Below are 19,993 nucleotides of genomic sequence, written 5' to 3'. Positions count from 1 at the left end.
CCGGAAAATATTCAAAAATCGACGATGATCTTCCCGGAAAGGGGGAGCCTATATGACTTATACGGTAAAGACCTCGGTTCGCCCGTTGGTGGAATACGTGTTCCGAAGCGGCAGCCTGGAATCGGGAACGCGCTTCGGCAATGCTTTGCAAGAAGGAACCCGCATCCATCGCGAAGTCCAGGAGACTTACGGAGAGAACGATCGCAAAGAAGTCTTTTTAAAAACGGAATTGTCCTGCGCCGCCGGCGAACTGCTGATTCAGGTGGAAGGACGTTCCGACGGCGTGCTGCTCGGCGAAGACGGCGGCTACACCATCGACGAGATCAAATCCACGTCGGAGACCCCCGAGCAGATCGAAGGCGGGCATGACGTGCACTGGGCGCAAGCGAAATTCTATGCGTATATGCTGGCGCTGGACATGAAGCTCGAACAGGTCGGCGTGCGGTTGACGTACGTGCACAAACCGGGCGGCGAGCGAAGCGTGCGCGAGACGTCGCAAACGATACGGGAACTGACCGCTTTCGTGCAGGATGTAGCCGAACGGTACGCGCCGTTCGCGCTGCTGCTCAAAAAACGCGAAGAAAAGCGCAATGCCGCGGCGTCGGCGCTCGGTTTCCCGTTCGGTCACTACCGGGAAGGCCAGCGCTTGTTCGCGGGAGCCGTATTCAAAACGGTACGCGAGGAAAAAAACCTGCTGGCGCGCGCTCCGACCGGAACAGGCAAAACGATCTCCACCCTTTTCCCGGCCGTCAAAGCGATCGGGGAAGGGCTGATCGGGCGCATCTATTACCTGACCGCCAAAACCACTACGCGCGCGGGCGCGGAAGAAGCGCTGAATCTGTTGGAGAAAAGCGGCGCGTATTTAAGTTCGGTGACGATCACGGCCAAAGACAAAGTTTGTTTCAAAGAAGAAGAAGATTGCGCGGGCGGGCAGTGCCGTTTCGCCGTCGGCTATTATGACCGGATCAACGACGCGCTTCAGGATGTGTTCGAGCATGAGACGCGCATCACGCGGGAAGTGCTGGAACACTACGCGCGCAAGCATACCGTTTGTCCGTTCGAATTTTCGCTCGATGCGGCTTACGCGGCCGACGTGGTCGTGTGCGACTACAACTACGTGTTCGATCCGCGCATCGCGTTCAAACGGTTGTCGGACGAGCAGCGGAGCAAGTCGGCGCTGTTGATCGACGAAGCGCACAATCTGGTCGAACGCGGACGCGAGATGTTTTCCGCCGAGTTGTTGAAGTCTGCTTTTTTGGCGATCAAGCGCGGGTACAAAGGGGTGCATGAAGGCGTGCGGGGCGCGGCCGAGCGGGTCAACGCCTATCTCATCCTGCTGCGCAAGCAGGCGGGAGAAGAAGGCCGCTTCGTCGGCAACGAGCCGCCGGAAGTGATGTTCAAGCTGCTGGAGCCGTTCGTGGAACAGGCCGAGCATGCGCTGGTGACGGTGCACGGCAGCGAATCGGAGGAGGAACTGCTGGAAACGTATTTCGCCGCGCAAACCTTTTTGCGGATCGGGCGTTTGTACGGCGATCAGTACGTGACGTACGTGGAAACGGACGGCAGCGAAGTGAAAATGAAGATGTTTTGCCTCGATCCGTCGGAACTGCTGCTTCAAGCGTCGAAAAACTACCGTTCTGCCGTCTACTTTTCCGCCACGCTGTCTCCGCTCGGTTTTTACCGGGAAATGTTGGGGGCCGCCGAGGACGATTACACGCTGTCGATCCCGTCGCCGTTCAGCCCGGAGCAGCTTGACGTGACGGTGCTGCCATACTCGACGCGGTTCCGCGACCGGGAACGAACCAGAGACGCGCTGGCGGCGGCTTTGGCGGAAACGGTGAACAAGCGTCCGGGCAACTATCTGTTCTTTTTCCCGTCTTACGCGTATTTGCAGGAGATTCGGCAAGCGTTCGAGACGCGGATCGACCGGGAGCAAGTGGAGATCATCGGGCAAGATTCGGGCATGTCGGAAGGAGAACGGACCGTATTTCTGGACGCGTTCGCCGCGGGCCGGGACAAAACGCTGGTCGGCTTTGCGGTCATGGGCGGCGTGTTCTCGGAAGGCATCGACTTGGCTGGCGACCGGCTGACCGGCGTGGCGGTGATCGGGGTCGGATTGCCGCAGATCGGGTTGGAACGGGACATTATTCGGGATTACTATAACGAGCGGGGGCGGAGCGGGTTCAACTATGCCTACGTCTATCCGGGCATGAACAAGGTGCAGCAGGCCGGAGGGCGGTTGATTAGGACGGAGCAGGATCGGGGCGTGCTGATTTTGGCCGACGACCGGTTTCTTCAGGAGCCGTATCGCTCCCTTCTACCCGACGAGTGGGGGACGCGATGACCGTTTTTCTTGGTTGAAAAAGTTCCTATTCGGGGGGGAAGCTGGGGCGCTGCGGGAGAAATTCGCTCGAAACGCTGTCTCACGCAGAAAGCCTCCGGCTTTCCGCGTTCAAAGGCGTTTCGATCTGAATTTCTCCCTCCGCTAACGCTTCCGCATAGAATAAAACCTTTTTAAAAGTGAAAACCCTTCATCGAAAGTGATGAAGGGTTTTTACTTTCTATCTATCAAACACAGCAAAAAAGACTAACGTAACTGGAAGCGAGAAGACGGAGAGAGAAATTCAGTGAAATACAGGATTTCGAAGAAAACCTGCGGTAACACCCATCAAGTGTTGGAATTTGAACTTGGAAAAATTCCCTATCAAATTCCATTCCAGTTTTCCAAGTGAGACAGCGGCCTGTGAAGCATTTCGAAGAAATGCACTTCGGAAGTCTATGCTGGCAATTTCTCTCGGAGTCTTCTCGCTTCCCCCGCCGAAGTGCCTTTTCCAACACCAAGCATGTCAAAGTTGACATTCATCCTTTACCGGAATACAATTAGGTAGCTAATAGATTGTATGCCTAAATATTAGTCAACCTAAATATTTACTTTTTCCTTAAAATGGAATCCAAAAAGTCCGATAACGGAAAAGGGAAGGGGGAAGCAGGATGGAATCGCGCCTAAGCCCGTTAGCCCGGGAGTTGATGATTACGATCCGTAGATTTCAGCATAGAGGCAAAAAGAAGCACGGTGGCCCGATGGCGGGGCGCAAGCAGAGCGAAGGGATGCTGCTGATGGTGCTTCGAGGTCGCGTCGATCACGGAGAGCCGGGCATTATGGTGTCGGAGATCAGTCGGATTCTGGACGTGACATCGCCAACCGTAACGCAGCTCATCAAAGGGCTGGAGACGGATGGACTCGTGACTCGCGGGTCGGACCCGTCGGATCGGCGGGCGGTTCGGATTTCGCTGACGGATGAAGGGGTGCGCGTCACGGACTCGTTTATTCAGGAGATGGAGTCTATGGTAGGCGGACTGACCGATTATTTGGGAGAAGAAGATACCCGGATGCTGGTGAAGTTGCTGGACCGCACCCATGACTATTTTGCCCGCCGCGAAGAACAGGAACAAGCCGGAGAACATGCAGAGCCCGGCCAAGAAAGGGACGCAGAGGCGTTTGATAAAGGAGAGAGACCGTTATGATGAAATTGTTTCGCATGCTCAAGCCCTACCGGGTAGGCGTCGTATTCGTTCTGCTTGCCGTGTTCGTTCAAGCGCTGACCGAGCTGTTCCTGCCGACCCTGATGGCGGATATCGTCGATGACGGGATCGCCAAAGGCAACATCCCGTATATCTGGCAAATCGGCGGGTTGATGCTCGGCGTGGCGCTGATCGGGATGGTGTGTTCGATCGTTGCCAGTTATTTATCCGCTAAAGTCTCGATGGGTTTCGGACGCGATTTGCGCAGCCGGGTGTTCTCGCACGCGCAGCGTTTTACGTTAAAAGAGTTCGACAAGTTTGGCACGGCGTCGCTCATTACGCGGACGACCAACGATATCACGCAGGTGCAGCAGGTATTGATTATGATGCTGCGCATGATGGCGATGGCTCCGATGATGATGATCGGCGGGATTATTATGGCCGTATCCAAAGACGCGAAGTTGTCGTTGGTACTGGTCGTGGTCATTCCGGTGCTGGCGCTGCTGATTCTGGTGCTTGGACGCAGTGCGCTGCCGCTGTTCAAAGCCATGCAGAAAAAGATCGACAAGCTCAACCTCGTTCTGCGCGAAAACCTCACAGGTATCCGCGTTATCCGGGCGTTTGGTCGCGAAGATAGCGAGCGCAAACGGTTTGACACGTCGAGTGCCGACTTGATGGATACCGCGATCAAGGTCAATAAGCTGATGGCGGCGATGATGCCGGCCATGATGCTGATTCTGAACTTTTCGACCATCGCGATCATCTGGTACGGCAGTCATCGGATCGATGCGGGAGAGATGGAACTCGGCAACCTGATGGCCTTTATCCAGTATGCGATGCAAATCCTGTTCTCGCTGATTATGGTGTCGATCATCTTCGTGATGGTGCCGCGTGCATCCGTATCGGCAGGACGTATTAATGAAGTGCTGGACGCCGTTCCCGATATCGAAGATTCTCGTTCGCCGAAATCCGTCTCGGAACGCGGACATCTGGAGTTCCGCGACGTGTCGTTCAGCTACGAAGGCGCAGAAGCTCCGGCGATCGAGCATATCTCGTTCGAGGCCAGACCGGGCGAAGTGACGGCGTTGATCGGCGGAACGGGTTCAGGTAAGTCTACATTAGTGAACCTGATTCCTCGTTTCTATGATGTTTCGTCAGGCAGCATTTTTGTGGACGGAGCCGATATTCGGGAGCTGCCGCAGGAAGCGCTAAGGCTGAAAGTCGGTTACGTCCCGCAAAAGGCGCTGCTGTTCACAGGTAGCGTGGAAGAGAATATCCGTTACGGCAAAGAGGACGCGAGCGACGAAGAAGTTCGCGAAGCGGCTCGAATCGCGCAAGCTGCGGAATTTATCGACGGTCTGGAAGAAGGTTACGGCGCTCCGGTCTCGCAAGGCGGGTCCAACCTGTCCGGCGGTCAAAAGCAGCGGTTGTCGATTGCGCGTGCCTTGGTTCGCCGTCCGGAAATTTATATTTTTGATGACAGCTTCTCCGCGCTCGACTTCAAGACGGATGCCAAGCTGCGCGGCGCATTGAAGACCGAAATCAATGATGCAACGGTTCTGATGGTTGCGCAGCGGGTCAGCACCGTTATGGATGCCGATCGAATCATCGTGCTTGACCAGGGACGTATCGCGGGTATGGGCAACCATAACGAGCTGATGCGGACCAGCGAAGTCTACCGCGAGATCGTGTCGTCGCAGTTGTCCGAAGAAGAACTGGGCGCGCAGGTAGGAGGGAATTTCAATGAGTGAACAAAACCGTAATGCCGCGCCCCGCAAAGGGCCGGGTCCCGGTATGGGAATGGGCCCGGGCGGCCCCGGCGGCATGGGAATGCCGGGAGCCAAAGCGAAAAACTTCAAAGCCACATTCAAGCGTCTTGCCGGCTATCTGGCTCCTTATAAGTATCATCTGCTCGTTGTCCTGATTACGGCAATCCTGAGCACCGTCTTCAACATTCTGGGTCCGAAAGTCATGGCGAAGGCCGTTACACGACTCAGCGAAGGCGTTATCGCGAAAATGCAGGGCATTCCCGGAGCCGCCGTCGACTTCGAGTATATCTGGCAGATCGTCATGATCCTGGCCGGATTGTATGTCGCAAGCGCATTGTTCGGCTATATTCAACAGTTCGTTATGGCCGGCGTCGCGCAGCGTACCTCGTATGGCCTGCGTAAAGAGGTCAAAGAAAAGCTCGACCGCCTGCCGCTGAAGTATTACGATAACCATCCGTATGGCGACGTGCTGAGCCGTGTGACCAACGATATGGATAATATCAGTAACACCTTGCAACAGAGCTTGACCCAGATCATTACCTCGCTTGTAACGATTATCGGGGTTATCGTGATGATGCTGACGATCAGCCCGATAATGACCCTGATTACCGTGCTGACGATTCCGTTCAGCTTAATCGTGGTCATCATGGTCGCCAAGCGTTCGCAAAAACATTTCGCGGGGCAACAACGTTCCCTCGGCGATCTGAACGGACACGTCGAAGAAATGTACAACGGCCATCGCGTGATCAAAGCTTACGGACGCGAGGACGATTCGCAGAAAAAATTCGAAAAGCATAACAAAGAGTTGTACGAAGCGGGCTGGAAAGCTCAATATATCTCCGGTCTGATCATGCCGCTCATGTCGTTTATCGGGAACATCGGCTATGTACTGATCTGCGTGGTCGGCGGTATCTTCGCGACCAACGGCCGCATCAGCATCGGGGATATCCTGGCGTTCATCCAATACGCCCGCCAATTCTCCCAGCCGATCACACAGACCGCGAATATCGCAAACGTCATCCAGTCGGCAATCGCTTCGGCGGAACGGGTCTTCGAGATTTTGGATGAAGAAGAACAATCGCCGGACCGCAAAATCGAACGTCATTTGTCCGGCAACGGCGCGGTAGAATTCGCACATGTTCGCTTTGGGTATTCGGAAGAAAAACCGCTGATCCAAGACATGAGCATCGACGTCGCACCGGGTCAGACCGTCGCGATCGTAGGCCCGACCGGAGCCGGTAAAACAACGCTGATCAATCTGTTGATGCGTTTCTACGAAATCAACGACGGCACAATCCGGATCGATGGCGTGGACACGCGCGAGATCGACCGCGACCGTCTGCGCAGCCTGTTCGGCATGGTGCTGCAAGACACCTGGTTGTTCGGCGGAACGATTCGCGAAAATATCGCCTACGGCCGCGAAGGCGCGACCGAAGAAGAGATCGTCCGCGCAGCCGAAGCCGCCCGTGCCGACCACTTTATCCGTACCCTGCCTGAAGGCTACGACACGGTGCTGAACGAAGACGCGTCCAACATCTCGCAAGGTCAAAAGCAACTCCTGACCATTGCCCGAGCCGTATTGGCCGATCCGCGCATCCTGATCCTCGACGAAGCGACCAGCAGCGTCGATACGCGGACCGAAATCTTTATCCAACAAGCCATGGGCGAATTGATGCAAGACCGCACAAGCTTCGTTATCGCTCACCGCCTGTCTACGATCAAAGGCGCCGACCTGATCCTCGTCATGAACCACGGCGAAGTGATCGAACAAGGCACCCATGAAGAACTGCTGGCTTCGGACGGCTTCTACGCCGATCTCTATAACAGCCAATTCTCGGAAGAAGCCGTTTAAGGTTTGAGGATTTCTCTTAAGTGAATGTTTACAAATAAAGCCTTGAGCCTTTGACCTTAAGAAGTCCAACCCGGAGGTTGAGTCGAGCGCCCATGCAGCCAGTGCTCGACTCCTAACCTCCCCCCAAAAAAAGAACCGGCACACTCTGCCGGTTCTTTTTCATGCCCGAAAGCCCTGCCCGTAAGCGCAGCGGCGGAGGGGGAAATTCAGCGAAAGACGCCTTTGAACCCGAAAAGTTTCCTTATTCAAATCCTATTCCACTTTTCGGGTGAGACAGCGTCTTGAGCGAATTTCCCCCGCAGCCCCCCCAGCTTCCTTTACGAATAGGACTTTCCAAGCATGAAAATCAATCGGCTCACCCTGTGCCGGTTTTTTTTCACTCTCCTAATGGATTTCGCATATTTATTCGATATAATTAGGGAAAGGTTTTACTTGCCTCAAGCAAGAGCATTTGAACAAAAATATCATAACGCAAAGTGGGTACCGATTTATGATCTCTGTCCTCGTCACAGGTTTAACGGAGAATTGGAACGGCATACTTGTCGTTCTGTCGCTGTCGGTCGCCCTGATCTCTGCCTATATCGGCCTCGTTTTGGCTACGGTCAAAAGCCGAACGGGCAAGGGGACGAAGCGACTATATCCGGCTGTCGCAGCTTTGGTTCTTGGAACAGGAACCTGGTTGGTCCATGTTATGAGTCTGCTCTCTTATCATCATCGTATTTCGCTCGACTATACGCCATCGGTTGTCATTTTGGCGATTGTGATCGTAAGTTTATCTGCATACATAATGTTTTCGTTGTTCGCGAGACGGAAGCCGCTAACAAGCCGGATTGCGGGAGCAGTCTTTGGTTTGGGCGTTACCTTGATGTCTGCGCTTGGTTTGTTTGCCCTGCGGCCCGGGTTATTCGTGGGGGTTGATCCGGTCGTTGGCATTTTCTCGGTAGGAATCTTGTTTGTCTCTTCTTATTTTGCTCTATACGTACTGGGGAATTTTCATCGTTCAACCGGATTTAGTCTATCGAAGCCTGTGGCTTCGTTGATTCTGGGTGCGGGGATTTTCGCCATGCAATATACCGTACTGGGTTCATTACGCATTGATGGTTTCCACTCGGCTACTGCCGTGCTGGGCTATACCGGTTTGCCATCGTCTTATTTTATCGCCGGAGTCTCTGCGCTGATTTCCGTCATTCTCGCTATCACCTGGATCTTCATGGTGTTCGAACGTCGTACGCTCAAGCAAATCGCTTTCCTCGATCCGCTGACGGGCTTGCGCAACCGTTACGCGCTTGCCGAAGAATCGGATCGCCGGTTGACCGAGGAGCGATTGGGTTCCATGGTGCTGATCAACCTGGATCGTTTTAAAGTCATTAACGATACGCTCGGTCGCGATCTGGGCGATCTGCTTTTGGCGCATGCCGCGCAGCGTATTCGTATGCGAATCCATGAACGCGAAGCTTTATTCCGTATGGACGGCGACGAATTTTTGTTGGTCGGCGCGGAAAAAGATCCGAATCTGTTGCTTGAACGGGTTAACCGTATGCTGGAAGAGATTAGCCGCCCGTACATGATCGAAGGCAACGAGCTGTACGTCACGGCGAGCGCGGGCATCAGCCTATTCCCGATTCACGGTCGCGATCGCGCTACATTATTGAAAGCAGCCGATGCGGCATTGGATCAGGCCAAAGCATCGGGCAAAGACAAAACGGTATTTTTCAATGCCGGAATCGGCGGACAGCTCAGTCGGAAGATGGAGCTGGAAAAAGACCTTCGACTCGCTCTTGAACATGGGCAATTTTTCATTGTCTATCAACCCAAATGGGACGCGCGTCGCGGCAAAGAAGCCGGATTCGAGGCGCTTCTGCGCTGGCGTCACCCGGAAAAAGGCGTCGTTTCGCCGGGCGAATTTATTCCGATCGCGGAAGAAACGGGCCTGATCGTGCCGATGACCCGCTGGATGCTGGGCGAAGTATGCCGATTGAATAAGCGCTGGCACGACGAAGGAAAGTTCAAAGTCTGCATCTCGGTGAACATGTCGTACCGAGTGTTCGAGAGTATGACGATCTTCGATATGGTCGACGAAGCGCTCCGTTCAAGCGGATTGCCCGGGCCAATGCTTGAATTGGAGATTACCGAGTCGATTGCGATGAAAAATATGACGATTACCCTGTCCCAACTTCAACGCGTGCGCGACCTCGGCGTTCAGGTGTCGATGGATGACTTCGGAACAGGCCACTCGTCGCTGGGGCGGCTGGACGAAATCCCGGTCGACACGCTCAAGATCGATCAATCCTTCGTCAAAAGCAGCGACTTGGCTTCCAAGCAAGCTTTGATCGTAGGCATCATCGGCATTGCAAGGCTGCTTGACCTGGAAGTCGTGGCTGAAGGTGTCGAGACGGCTGAACAAGCGGAATTTTTGCTTTCGCGCGGCTGTATTTTAATGCAGGGCTATTATTACGGACGCCCTATGCTGCCCGAAGAAGTAGAGGCTGGAGCATGGCGAATCGATTCGGCTCCAAGCCATACCGTTCGGGCGGATTAAGGACATCAAGCAGCTCAATCCTACACCGTTTATACATAAAAGTAGCAACTGAATTTCCTCTTACGCGGTCATGGTACTGGTTTTGTTGCCGTCGTCTCTTCTTCTCGTGGGTAATAATGAGAACGGGAACAATGAACCGATTCGTAAGAAGTGGACGGAGGATGAGTGTATGCGCTGGGGAAAAGCGATGTTGGTTTATAACCGTAAGGCGGGCAAGGAGAAAGCCGGGCAGCTTGGTGACGCCGTTGCGGCGCTAGCCGGCGAAGTCGGCGAGCTAACCCTTGTGCAGACAGCGGAACCGGGGGATGGCGAAAAGATATGCCGGGAGCGCGGCAGCGATTATGATCTATTGCTTGTGCTCGGCGGAGACGGAACCGTACACGAGTGTATAAATGGTGTTGCCGAAGCTGCTCGTCCACCCGAAATCGCCATCTTGCCGGGAGGGACTTGCAACGATTTTGCGCGAACGCTGAGATTGCCGATGCAGGTAGGGCGAGCCGCAGAAGAGGTGCTGGCCGGGCGCGTGCATGATACGGATGTCGGCCGGGTAAACGGACGCGTTTTTACGAATTTTGTGGGCATCGGACTGATCACCGACACTTCGGAAAATATCGACTCGGATCAAAAAGAACGGATCGGCAAGCTGAGTTATTTTCTAAGCACGCTGCGAACCTTGCGTCAGGCCGAACCTTTCAAATTCCGGTTAAAGCATGATGAAGGCACGGTAGACAGCGAAGCGGTGATGATTTTGGTCGCTAACGGCCGTTCGCTGGGAACGGCGAAGCTTCCGTTTGCGGGCTCCGGTGTTCACGACGGCATATTGGATGTGCTGATCGTACGCGAAGCGGGATTGTCGTTGGCTTGGCAGGTAATCAACGGCGGCGACTTGACGGATTATCGCGAAAGCGGCGGAGTCATCGAATATATTCAAACGTCTTCGCTCTTGGTCGACACCGACGAACCGAAAGGCATCGACAGCGACGGGGAAATTTATTTGCAGACGCCTGCCGAGATTTCGGTCCAGCCGTCGAAGCTGCGTTTTTATTACGGACCCGAGACGACGCAAGGAAGCTTGGTCGACAGTCTGGCGGAATTGGACACCCGTTCTTCGATCGACTGATGTAGCTAAGCAAAACGGCAAAGCCGGATTCGCGAGATTACTCGCGGTTCCGGCTTTTTGCTTGGACCTTTTCGGAAATAAAAGATTGACCAAAAATGACTCATGAGTCATAATAATGGTCGATGACCGATGAGTCATAGGGAGCGGCGCAAAATTTCGGGGGAAATCGTTGCAACGGGGAAATTCGATCGTAGAGAGAAGGCATAGCGAAGATGTCGAACCATAAGAAAAACAAAGGAACCGCGTCACGTTTCTCCAGCGTTTTGTCCGGTCCGGTCGGACGCTGGGTGGTTTTGGGAATTTGGATTGCGGCGGCTATTTTGCTCAACGTGATATGGCCCGGAATCAACGAGCGGGAGGATAATGCGGCTGCGGATCTGAGCGACGCCTATCCGTCGGTTCAGGCAGCGCAGGTCGCGGAGCGGGAATTCCCCGGAGACGGCGGACAGCCCGCATTATTGGTATGGAACCGCAGCGGCGGGTTGAGTGATGAAGACTTGAATCAGTTGGCTGCGTTGACGGAATCGTTGGAATCGGAACCGTTGGCGAATCAGGAGGGCGTGCTTCCGCTGCATCAGCTTCCTGCTCCTGCGCGCCAGTCGCTGTTATCGGAAGACGGCAGTACGATTGTCCTGCCGATTACGCTGGATGAAACCGCAGATACCGATGGGCTCAAAGAAAGCGTAGAAGAGTTAAAGGCTAGAGCCATATCCATTACAGGCGGTGATCCTTTTGAGGAGGCAACCGGTACAAGCGAGCTGTCTGCACGGATAACCGGGCCTGTCGGGATTGCGATCGACGGCGGAGCGTTGTTTCAAAACGCCGACGTATCGCTGTTGATCGCGACCGTCGTGTTGGTGCTGGTCATTTTGCTATTGATCTACCGTTCGCCGATTCTGGCTTTTATCCCGATCGTCGCCGTAGGCTTCGCTTATCTGGTCATTAGCCCGATTCTCGGCACCATGGCGGACCGGGGCTGGATCACGGCGGATGCGCAGGGGATCTCGATCATGACGGTTTTACTGTTCGGCGCGGGTACGGATTATTGCCTGTTCCTGATTACGCGATTCCGACAATGCCTGACAGAAACGGCAAGCAAACGGGAAGCGCTGAAAAACGCGATCTCCGGTTCGTCCGGCGCGATCGCGATGAGCGGATTAACGGTTGTTCTGTCGTTGTTCACGCTGCTGCTCGCCCAATACGGCGCGTATCATCGTTTTGCCGTACCGTTCGGCGTGGCGATTCTGATCATGGGTATCGCCAGCTTGACACTGGTTCCGGCTATGCTGGCAATTATCGGCCGCGCTTCGTTCTTCCCGTTCGTGCCGCGTACGCCGGAGATGGAAGACGAGCGTGCCAAGCGCCGGAACAAGCCGGTCAGCCATCGGAAAAGAAACAAAGACAGCCGCATCGGCCGCATCGTGACGGAACGTCCGTGGACGGTCGTGGTCGCCGCGCTGATCGTGCTGGGCGGTCTGGCCGCGGCTTCGTCGCAGATTCGTTTTACGTATGATCTGTTATCTTCCTTCCCGTCGGATATGCCGTCGGTGGAAGGCTTCGATACGATCGCCGAAGGCTTCTCGCCGGGCGAGCTGGCTCCTGTTCAAGTGATTGTCGATAGCGAAGGCAAAGACAGCGAGCTGGCGGCGCGTCTGACCGATCTGCCTTTCGTGGACACAGTCGCCGAGCCGGAGAGCGGTGCCGAAAACGCGAATATGCGGCTCTACAGCGTGAAGCTTAACGTTAATCCGTACTCCAACGAAGCGATGGACGACGTGGCGATACTTCGCGAGACGGCCGAGGCTTCGCTGAGCGACGCGGGCATCGCGGTTTCGGATCAAAAGGTCTGGATCGGCGGCCAAACCGCGACGCAGACCGATACCCGGGCCGCGACGGAGCGGGATACCGATCTGATCATCCCTGTCGTGATCGGCTTGATCTCGCTGCTGCTGCTCGCGTATCTGCGTTCGGTGGTCGCGACCGTTTATCTGATCGCCACCGTTGTGCTGTCCTATTTTTCCGCGTTGGGATTGGGTTGGCTCATTCTGCATTACGGTTTGGGACAAGAGGCGATCCAGGGAGCGATTCCGCTGTATGCCTTCGTATTCCTGGTAGCGCTGGGCGAGGACTATAACATTTTCATGGTATCGAGCATTTGGAAAAAAAGCCGATCTCTCCCGCTGAAGCGTGCGATTCGCGAAGGCGTAGGCGAAACGGGGACCGTAATCACCTCGGCAGGCGTCATTCTGGCCGGCACCTTCGCGGTGCTTGCGACGCTGCCGATTCAAGTGCTGGTTCAGTTCGGCGTCGTTGCGGCACTAGGCGTGCTGCTGGATACCTTTATTGTGCGACCGTTCCTGGTTCCGGCAATTACGAGACTTTTGGGCCGTGCCGCATTCTGGCCGGGTCGCGCGCCGCAGCATCCGGAAGACGAGAAAGCAGGGGAAGAAGTTCGCGTGTAATCGACTTTATCGGCGTGACCTTACTTTCATCGGGTGCAGTGCATGACCGTTTCGAGGCAAAGTTCTTTTTTCTACGTTGAAGGGTTGATCCGGTCAGTGGAACGTCGATCTCTGCTTATGAATGGAAAAATATACTGGGGCGAATGTTGCTTTTAATTTGCCGGATTGCCTTTACTCCCTTCCTTGCAAGCTTCATAATAAATAGTGTTGTGACGGGTATGTAACAATAGAGGAAATTCGACGGGTATGATTAAGCTTTAAGGAGTGGAACGTTTGAAAACACCAGTATATTTCAATCATGACGGCGGAGTAGACGATCTGGTCTCGCTGTTTCTGCTGCTGCAAATGGAAGATGTTGAAGTCACGGGCGTATCGGTGATTCCGGCAGACGGATATTTGGAGCCGGCGACCGATGCTAGCCGTAAGATTATTGATCGTTTCGGAAAAGGCAAAAGCGTTGAGGTAGCCAAGTCCAACTCACGCGGCAAAAATCCGTTCCCAGCCGAGTGGCGTATGCACTCGTTCCTGGTTGACGCTCTTCCGCTGCTTAACGAATCGGGTAAAATGGAAGCTCCATTGTCGAACCTTCCTGCGCATCGCCATCTGATCGAGACGGTGAAGCGTACAGAAGGACAAACAACGCTGCTGTTCACCGGCCCGCTGACCGATCTTGCTCGCGCTCTGGACGAAGCGCCGGAGATCGAAGAGAAGATCTCGCGCCTGTTCTGGATGGGCGGCACGTTCGAGACGGGCAATGTTCAAGAGCCGGAGCATGACGGAACAGCGGAATGGAACGTGTTCTGGGACCCGGAATCCGCAGATCGCGTGTTCCGCACCGGCATCGAGATTGACCTGGTCGCGCTGGAAAGCACGAACAAGGTTCCTTTGACGCTGGCCGTACGCAACCGCTGGGCATCCGAACGTCGCTACGAAGGCGTCGACTTCCTGGGGCAATGCTACGCATTCTGCCCACCGCTGGTCTATATGGAAACCAACTCGACCTACTATCTGTGGGACGTGTTGACCACCGCTTCGCTGGGCAAACCGGAACTGGTTGAACGCCGCACCGTAAACGCGATCGTGATCCCGGACGGACCAAGCCAGGGCCGCACGGTCGAGACCGCTGAAGGACGCCCTGTGCAACTGGTGTACGACGTGAACGCGGAAGGTTTCTTCGATTACATCACGGAGTTGGCAAAAGAGTCTGCGCCCAAGCGTTATTAATTTGCGTTTCGATTGAGCTTCGCGTTGCAGGATTCGATTCCGAAACTCGACCGAATCAGCTGTTCACCGGCGAATTTTGTTTTGCAAAACGTCAAAGCTCGTCTTCTGTTATCGCAGAAGGCGGGCTTTTTTGCGCTTTCAAGAGTTTGGAATGTTAATGTTTTGAACAGATTTTCTTCCAAAACTACCGTTTGCGATGCCGGTGCTGACGTTTCGTCAACATTTTTGGTGCAGAACGAGGATTTGGGCGAAAAGAAGACAATAATGTTGACCAAACGTCAGAAATTATTCTTCAAAGTCCGAACCGTAAGGTTAAATGCTGACTTTCTGCGCACATTTTTAAAAATAAACACCCCCATCTTAAATAGCAGATTTGTATTTGGTTATCCCCAAAAAACTTTTCCCAAACCCTCGCTTTTTCAAAAGAACGGTGTTATACTTTAAACAGGAATTAGAATAAGTCTAAATTTAAAATAACAAACAAAGGGAGAGAATATAAAATGGAAACTGTAAAAACGAACGTGAACGTGGATACGACTGTTGAGTTGCACCGGGCATTGAACAAACAAGTGGCGGACTGGTCGGTGCTTTATACCAAGCTGCATAACTTCCATTGGTACGTGAAAGGCTCGAACTTCTTCACGCTGCATGCCAAATTCGAAGAATTCTACAACGCGGCCTCGGAACGCATGGACGAAGTGGCGGAACGCTTGCTGACGATCGGGGGCTCGCCGGCCGCTACGCTTCGCGAGCACCTCGAACTGACGAGCGTGAGCGAAGCAACAGGCAAAGAAACGGCAAACGAGATGGTCGAAGCGCTGGTCCGCGATTTCCGTGCCGAAGCGGCCGAACTGCAAGAAGCGATCGAAATCGCCGGCTCGTTGGACGACAAAGCAACGGAAGACATGCTGATCGGTCTTCAAGCCGCAGTCGAAAAAGACGCCTGGATGCTGGAAGCGTACCTGGGTCGTTGATCCCCGCTTTTATCGTATGAAGCTTCCGCAAAAGCCGGAGTGGGTCTGCCTGCGAACAGCAGGAGCGCTTACTCCGGCTTTTTGCCGTGTTCGGCTGCGCGGTTTGCGGAAGCGGTTCTTCCGAATCGGTCGAAACTTCGTTTTGACACCAAATCTCCGCGAAAAGACTGCTTCTTTTTCGTCAACCTGCTTTATGATACAAAGAGGTGTGATTCAGATCATTTACAAGATGAGGTGCAGACCCATGAGCGAGCGTTCCAACCTTTTCGCGGAAGCGGAACTTTTTATAAAACAATGTTATGCCGAATTGAATCTTACGGAAGAAGCCGTTGCGCTGCGTTTGAAAGAAATTGCGGAGCAGATCGAAACCGGCGGCACTTACAGCCATACCTACGACGAACTGCGCCACGGCGCGCGGATGGCCTGGCGCAACAACAATCGCTGTATCGGGCGCCTGCCGTGGGACAGTCTGCATGTCGTGGATAAACGCGATGCGTCTTCCGAAGAAGAGATCGCGGCGGCGTTGTTAGAGCATCTGGACTACGCAACGAATCGCGGGCGCATCCGTCCGACGATCACGATTCTGCGGCCGGAACAAGGCGAATGGCCGGGCGCGCGCGTATGGAATGAACAGTTGATTCGGTATGCCGGATATACGCGGGAAGACGGAAGTCGAATCGGTGACCCGGCTTCGCTGGAATTTACCCGAATCTGCGAGCAACTGGGTTGGCAGGGAGACGGAACCGATTTCGACGTGCTTCCGCTGGTCATCCAACTGGACGGCCGGGCGCCGAAATGGTTTGAGGTACCGCGCGAACGGGTGCTGGAGGTCGATATTCGCCATTCCGAGATTGCGGGCTTCAATGAATTGGGGCTAAAATGGTACGCCGTTCCGGCTGTATCCAATATGCGGCTGGAGATCGGCGGCATACGGTATAGCGGGGCTCCTTTTAACGGCTGGTATATGGGCACGGAGATCGGAGCGCGCAACCTGGCGGACGAAGGACGCTACAATCTGCTCCCGGTCGTCGCCGATCTGATGGGAATCGACCGCAGCCGCCGCAGCACGTTATGGCAGGATCGGGCGTTGGTCGAGCTGAACGTGGCGGTGCTGGAATCGTATCGGGCGGCGGGGGTCAGCATGGTCGATCATCATACGGCAGCGGCGCAATTCGAAAGCTTTGAAAAGCGCGAACGCGAAGCGGGACGAGACGTTACGGGCAACTGGGCCTGGCTGATTCCGCCGATGGCACCCGCGACGACGCATGTTTTTCATAAGCGTTACGACAATACGATCGTGAAGCCGAATTTCTTTTACGGGAAAAAGCCGTATGCGGACCTGCTCAAAGGAACGGAAGCGGAACAGACGGATCTGGTCGTGCCGACCGGAGGCTGTCCTGTCACCGGAGCGGGCGCGCAAAGCGGAAGTTTTTCGGAGGAGCGCCTGTCTTCTAACCTACAGACTCGGCCGCAAAAAGCGTCGTCCGAACGTGAAACTTACGCTACCCAAGCACGCGGAGGTTGTCCGTTCCACTAAGGGGCAAGGTGTCGTTTCGAAACACACGGTCTATGAAAGTGTAATTCGCAAATATACAAAACACGCCTTGTCCCCAGGACAAGGCGTGTTTAACGTATCAACAACCTCTAACCTACCTAGAAGCGAGAAGACGGAGAGAAAAATTCGGTGAAATACAGGAGTTCGAAGAAAACCTGCGGTAACATCCGGTGCTATGTTGGCTTTCCGAGTGAGACAGCGTCTTGTGAAGCATTTCGAAGAAATGCACTTCGGAAGCCTATGCTGGCAATTTTTCTTGGAGTCTTCTCGCTTCTCCCCACCCACTACTGCGGATTCGTCGTCCAAATCCCCGCCGATTTCACGAATACGCGCGCAGGCAGCTTCAGGGTAGCCAGTGCGAGGTCGGCTACGTCTTCCGGCTGCATCATACGGTCTTCGTCGCCGATCGGTAGATTGTTGTTCGAAGCAAGCTCCGTGTTCACGGTGCTCGGGTTCAGCGTCACGACGCGGATGTTCGACTTGCGAACCTCCTGCATCAGCGCTTCGCTCATGCTGATCAGTGCAGCTTTGGATGCGCAATACGCGGAACCTGTGGCGAATCCTCGCTCTCCTGCCGTCGAAGCGACGTTCAGGATATTGCCGCTGTTTTGCTCGATCATAAACGGCAGCGCGGCGCGAGTCGTATAGTAGGCGCCCATCAGGTTGACACGGATGATGCGCTCCCACTCCTCGGGGTCCATATCGACCAATTTGCCGAATGAAGCGATGCCTGCGTTGTTGATCAGGATATCGACGGCACCGAGTTGTTCATGCAGAGCTTGGACAGCCGCTTCGATCTCCGTGCGAACAGAAACGTCAGCAGCCTGCACAAATACGTTCACGCCATATTTTTCCGTAAGCTCGCCGCGCAGCGTTTCCAGGTCGGAAGCGGTACGCGCGATCAGACCCAGATGTACGCCTTCGGCTGCCAAAGCTTCCGCAACGGCGCGCCCGATTCCTTTTCCTGCTCCTGTAATGACGGCCGTCTGGTTTTTCAATTCGAGCATAGTCACTATTCATATCCTCCTTGAAGTAAAAAAATCCCTCCCTGAAAGTGTAACGGACGCGCCGGGATTTTCCAAGTACACATCGCACAGCGAAAACGCATAGCCCCAAATAAAAGCTTTTTCGGTTGCTTAACTTGGTAAGTTGTTTCAAAAAGTCAGTAAGCGGGTAAAATAATATTTTGTTTCCATTTCGTTTGCAATAGCGTTATACTATTCTCCGGCTTCCCTTTATAAAAAGCGGCAACCAGCCGATATTTATTGTAAAAAAGGAACGGGAGAAATGGCATGAACAGAACTCTTATCGAAGATACCGTAACCGACGTCCTGGCCCGTTCGAATAGCGAGATCGAAGTGGTACTCGAAAATTTGCTTCCCGGAAAACGTTTGATCGGGGGCAAGTATAATCTCGACGATCATCGCATCACCCTTTACCTCGGCGCGCTTGAAGAACAATGCCTGATCCTGTTCGGTTCCCTCGAACCGTTCGAGGAGTACGTACGCGTTGTTTTGGCTCACGAATTGGGTCATGCCAATGATCCGGAACTCGAATACTTGTCGGACCGTCTCGTTGACATTCGGGGCAGCCTGCCTCGCACGCGTATCACGCTTCGTCTGGAAGAGAACGCCTGGAGGTACGCGAATGCCTTGCTCCGTATGGAGAACCCTGCCGTATTCGATACGATCATGGGACAATCGCTGAGCGGTTACTACGAACTTTTGCCCGAATATGCGCACTATGCCCAATCCGAAGCGACCACGGCTTGAACATGCACGTTTCGTACATGGCTTGATCTCGACTTTCGTTTTCACGATCCCACGCGGGACGCGAAACGGAAGTTTTTTTGCGTGGCGTGCAACTTTCAATGCTGTCGAACGTGGTTAGGATGTTGCGGAAGGAGGGGGAAACCATTCGGTCGCTGGACGATTGGGCAGTCGGATCGAATCGGAAAAAGACATCAGGCAGAAGTATGTGTGGGGACGCATTGTCGATACGCAGGTGAAAAGCCAAAACAGCTCGCATGGCATGTACACCAACAAGCTTACCGAAACGGACAACGGATACTTTTGGTTGCCGGGCGGCAGTAATCGCAAGCAGCAGGAAGCGCAAAATGCCGAGGTTTGGCAAACGCTGTCCGAATTGCCGAAGCTGACGGGATCGGAACTGTATGTGTCGCTGGACCGGGAATATAGTCAAAAGGAGCTTAATGCCAAGTTTTCGGGACTTCGCGTCGAACCGCGGTGGTTCGCTGTTCGCAGCGGTCAGGAGTGGGCGGGAATCGACAGCTACGCGGTCACGGACGAAGAAGGAAAAGCCGCGCCCGCCGAACCGGAAGATTATTTGAATATAAGCGTGGCAAATCCGATCGGCGGCGATTCGAGCGTCGGACTGGATTATATTCCGGTGCAAGGCGAAACGAACGAAGAATATTTGAAATACCACTTTCTTTCCTGGAAAACAGGCATGATCGAGGCGCTGAAGCGCATCTCGCAAAGCCCGGAAGTGGCGGAATCGGTAAGCGCGATCGACTTTGCGTCAGCCGCCGAGGAAGTGGAAAAGAACGGCGCCAAAGTGTACGGCGTCGTCGTAACCGGCCGCAGCGAGGAATTGGCGAAATTGCAAGACGAGCCCTGGATGCAAGGCGCGATCGTTCGGTTGGGCGACAGCGTGCTGGATACGCGGCAGTTTGATCCGTATATTGTGAATTGACACCAAAACGCCTCCGACGACTTCGGAGGCGTTTTGGTTTTGCGGTTTGTAAGTAAATGTTGTTCGGATATAACACTGAAAAAGAAAATAAGTGCCAATATGCACTTATTTCCGCCGAAATTGGTCTTTTGGAACAAATAGATGCCAGAATGCACTTATTTATTCGGTTGATCGACGATTTTCGGCTTATATCTCGAAATAATTGCAAATACGCACTTATTTCGGTATCCAGACAAGTTTGGGAGGAAATAATTGCATATA

At 54.0% G+C, this 19,993-nt stretch carries 13 protein-coding genes; 12 read left to right on the top strand and 1 reads right to left on the bottom strand.

Going from position 1 to position 19,993, the window contains the following annotated elements:
- Positions 1 to 52: 52 nt before the first annotated feature.
- The 10 genes from WKI47_RS20160 (at position 53) to WKI47_RS20115 (ending at position 16,999) form a co-directional block, all read left to right on the top strand.
- Positions 53 to 2,344 (top strand): helicase C-terminal domain-containing protein, encoded by a 2,292-nt coding sequence (locus WKI47_RS20160; RefSeq protein WP_340228978.1) that lies wholly within the window; start codon positions 53 to 55, stop codon positions 2,342 to 2,344.
- Between the two features lie 647 nt (positions 2,345 to 2,991).
- Positions 2,992 to 3,525 (top strand): MarR family winged helix-turn-helix transcriptional regulator, encoded by a 534-nt coding sequence (locus tag WKI47_RS20155; RefSeq protein WP_340228977.1) that lies wholly within the window; start codon positions 2,992 to 2,994, stop codon positions 3,523 to 3,525.
- Entirely contained in the window at positions 3,522 to 5,273 is a 1,752-nt protein-coding gene (locus tag WKI47_RS20150) for an ABC transporter ATP-binding protein (protein WP_340228976.1), read from the top strand. The genes WKI47_RS20155 and WKI47_RS20150 overlap by 4 nt, the downstream gene beginning before the upstream one ends.
- Entirely contained in the window at positions 5,266 to 7,143 is a 1,878-nt protein-coding gene (locus WKI47_RS20145) for an ABC transporter ATP-binding protein (RefSeq protein ID WP_340228975.1), read from the top strand. The genes WKI47_RS20150 and WKI47_RS20145 overlap by 8 nt, the downstream gene beginning before the upstream one ends.
- Positions 7,144 to 7,633: 490 nt before the next feature.
- Positions 7,634 to 9,682 (top strand): putative bifunctional diguanylate cyclase/phosphodiesterase, encoded by a 2,049-nt coding sequence (locus WKI47_RS20140; protein ID WP_340228974.1) that lies wholly within the window; start codon positions 7,634 to 7,636, stop codon positions 9,680 to 9,682.
- 169 nt (positions 9,683 to 9,851) lie between these two features.
- Positions 9,852 to 10,802, top strand: coding sequence for a diacylglycerol kinase family protein (locus WKI47_RS20135; RefSeq protein WP_340228973.1), 951 nt, complete (start codon positions 9,852 to 9,854; stop codon positions 10,800 to 10,802).
- Between the two features lie 212 nt (positions 10,803 to 11,014).
- Positions 11,015 to 13,264 (top strand): MMPL family transporter, encoded by a 2,250-nt coding sequence (locus WKI47_RS20130; protein WP_340228972.1) that lies wholly within the window; start codon positions 11,015 to 11,017, stop codon positions 13,262 to 13,264.
- 273 nt (positions 13,265 to 13,537) lie between these two features.
- Entirely contained in the window at positions 13,538 to 14,488 is a 951-nt protein-coding gene (locus WKI47_RS20125) for a nucleoside hydrolase (RefSeq protein ID WP_340228971.1), read from the top strand.
- A gap of 500 nt (positions 14,489 to 14,988) precedes the next feature.
- Positions 14,989 to 15,462, top strand: a complete 474-nt coding sequence (locus WKI47_RS20120; protein ID WP_340228970.1) for a Dps family protein — start codon at positions 14,989 to 14,991, stop codon at positions 15,460 to 15,462.
- Between the two features lie 244 nt (positions 15,463 to 15,706).
- Positions 15,707 to 16,999 (top strand): nitric oxide synthase oxygenase, encoded by a 1,293-nt coding sequence (locus WKI47_RS20115; RefSeq protein ID WP_340228969.1) that lies wholly within the window; start codon positions 15,707 to 15,709, stop codon positions 16,997 to 16,999.
- A 302-nt stretch (positions 17,000 to 17,301) separates the two neighbouring features.
- Here WKI47_RS20115 and WKI47_RS20110 read toward each other — a convergent pair whose 3' ends face one another.
- Complete coding sequence (locus tag WKI47_RS20110; protein WP_340229039.1) at positions 17,302 to 18,024, bottom strand: 3-ketoacyl-ACP reductase; 723 nt, start codon at positions 18,022 to 18,024, stop codon at positions 17,302 to 17,304.
- Between the two features lie 285 nt (positions 18,025 to 18,309).
- Between WKI47_RS20110 and WKI47_RS20105 the strand changes: the two genes are divergently transcribed.
- On the top strand, positions 18,310 to 18,789 hold the full coding sequence (locus WKI47_RS20105; protein ID WP_340228968.1) for a hypothetical protein: 480 nt from the start codon (positions 18,310 to 18,312) through the stop codon (positions 18,787 to 18,789).
- Between the two features lie 160 nt (positions 18,790 to 18,949).
- A complete protein-coding gene (locus tag WKI47_RS20100) occupies positions 18,950 to 19,732 on the top strand; it encodes an anti sigma factor C-terminal domain-containing protein (RefSeq protein WP_340228967.1) in 783 nt (260 codons plus the stop codon).
- Positions 19,733 to 19,993: the final 261 nt, after the last annotated feature.

It is taken from the genome of Saccharibacillus sacchari, assembly GCF_037722395.1.
In the GTDB taxonomy this organism is placed as follows: Bacteria; Bacillota; Bacilli; order Paenibacillales; family Paenibacillaceae; genus Saccharibacillus; species Saccharibacillus sacchari_A.
Note: the sequence above shows the minus strand (reverse complement) of the source record. Positions and strands in the feature narration are given on the sequence as shown.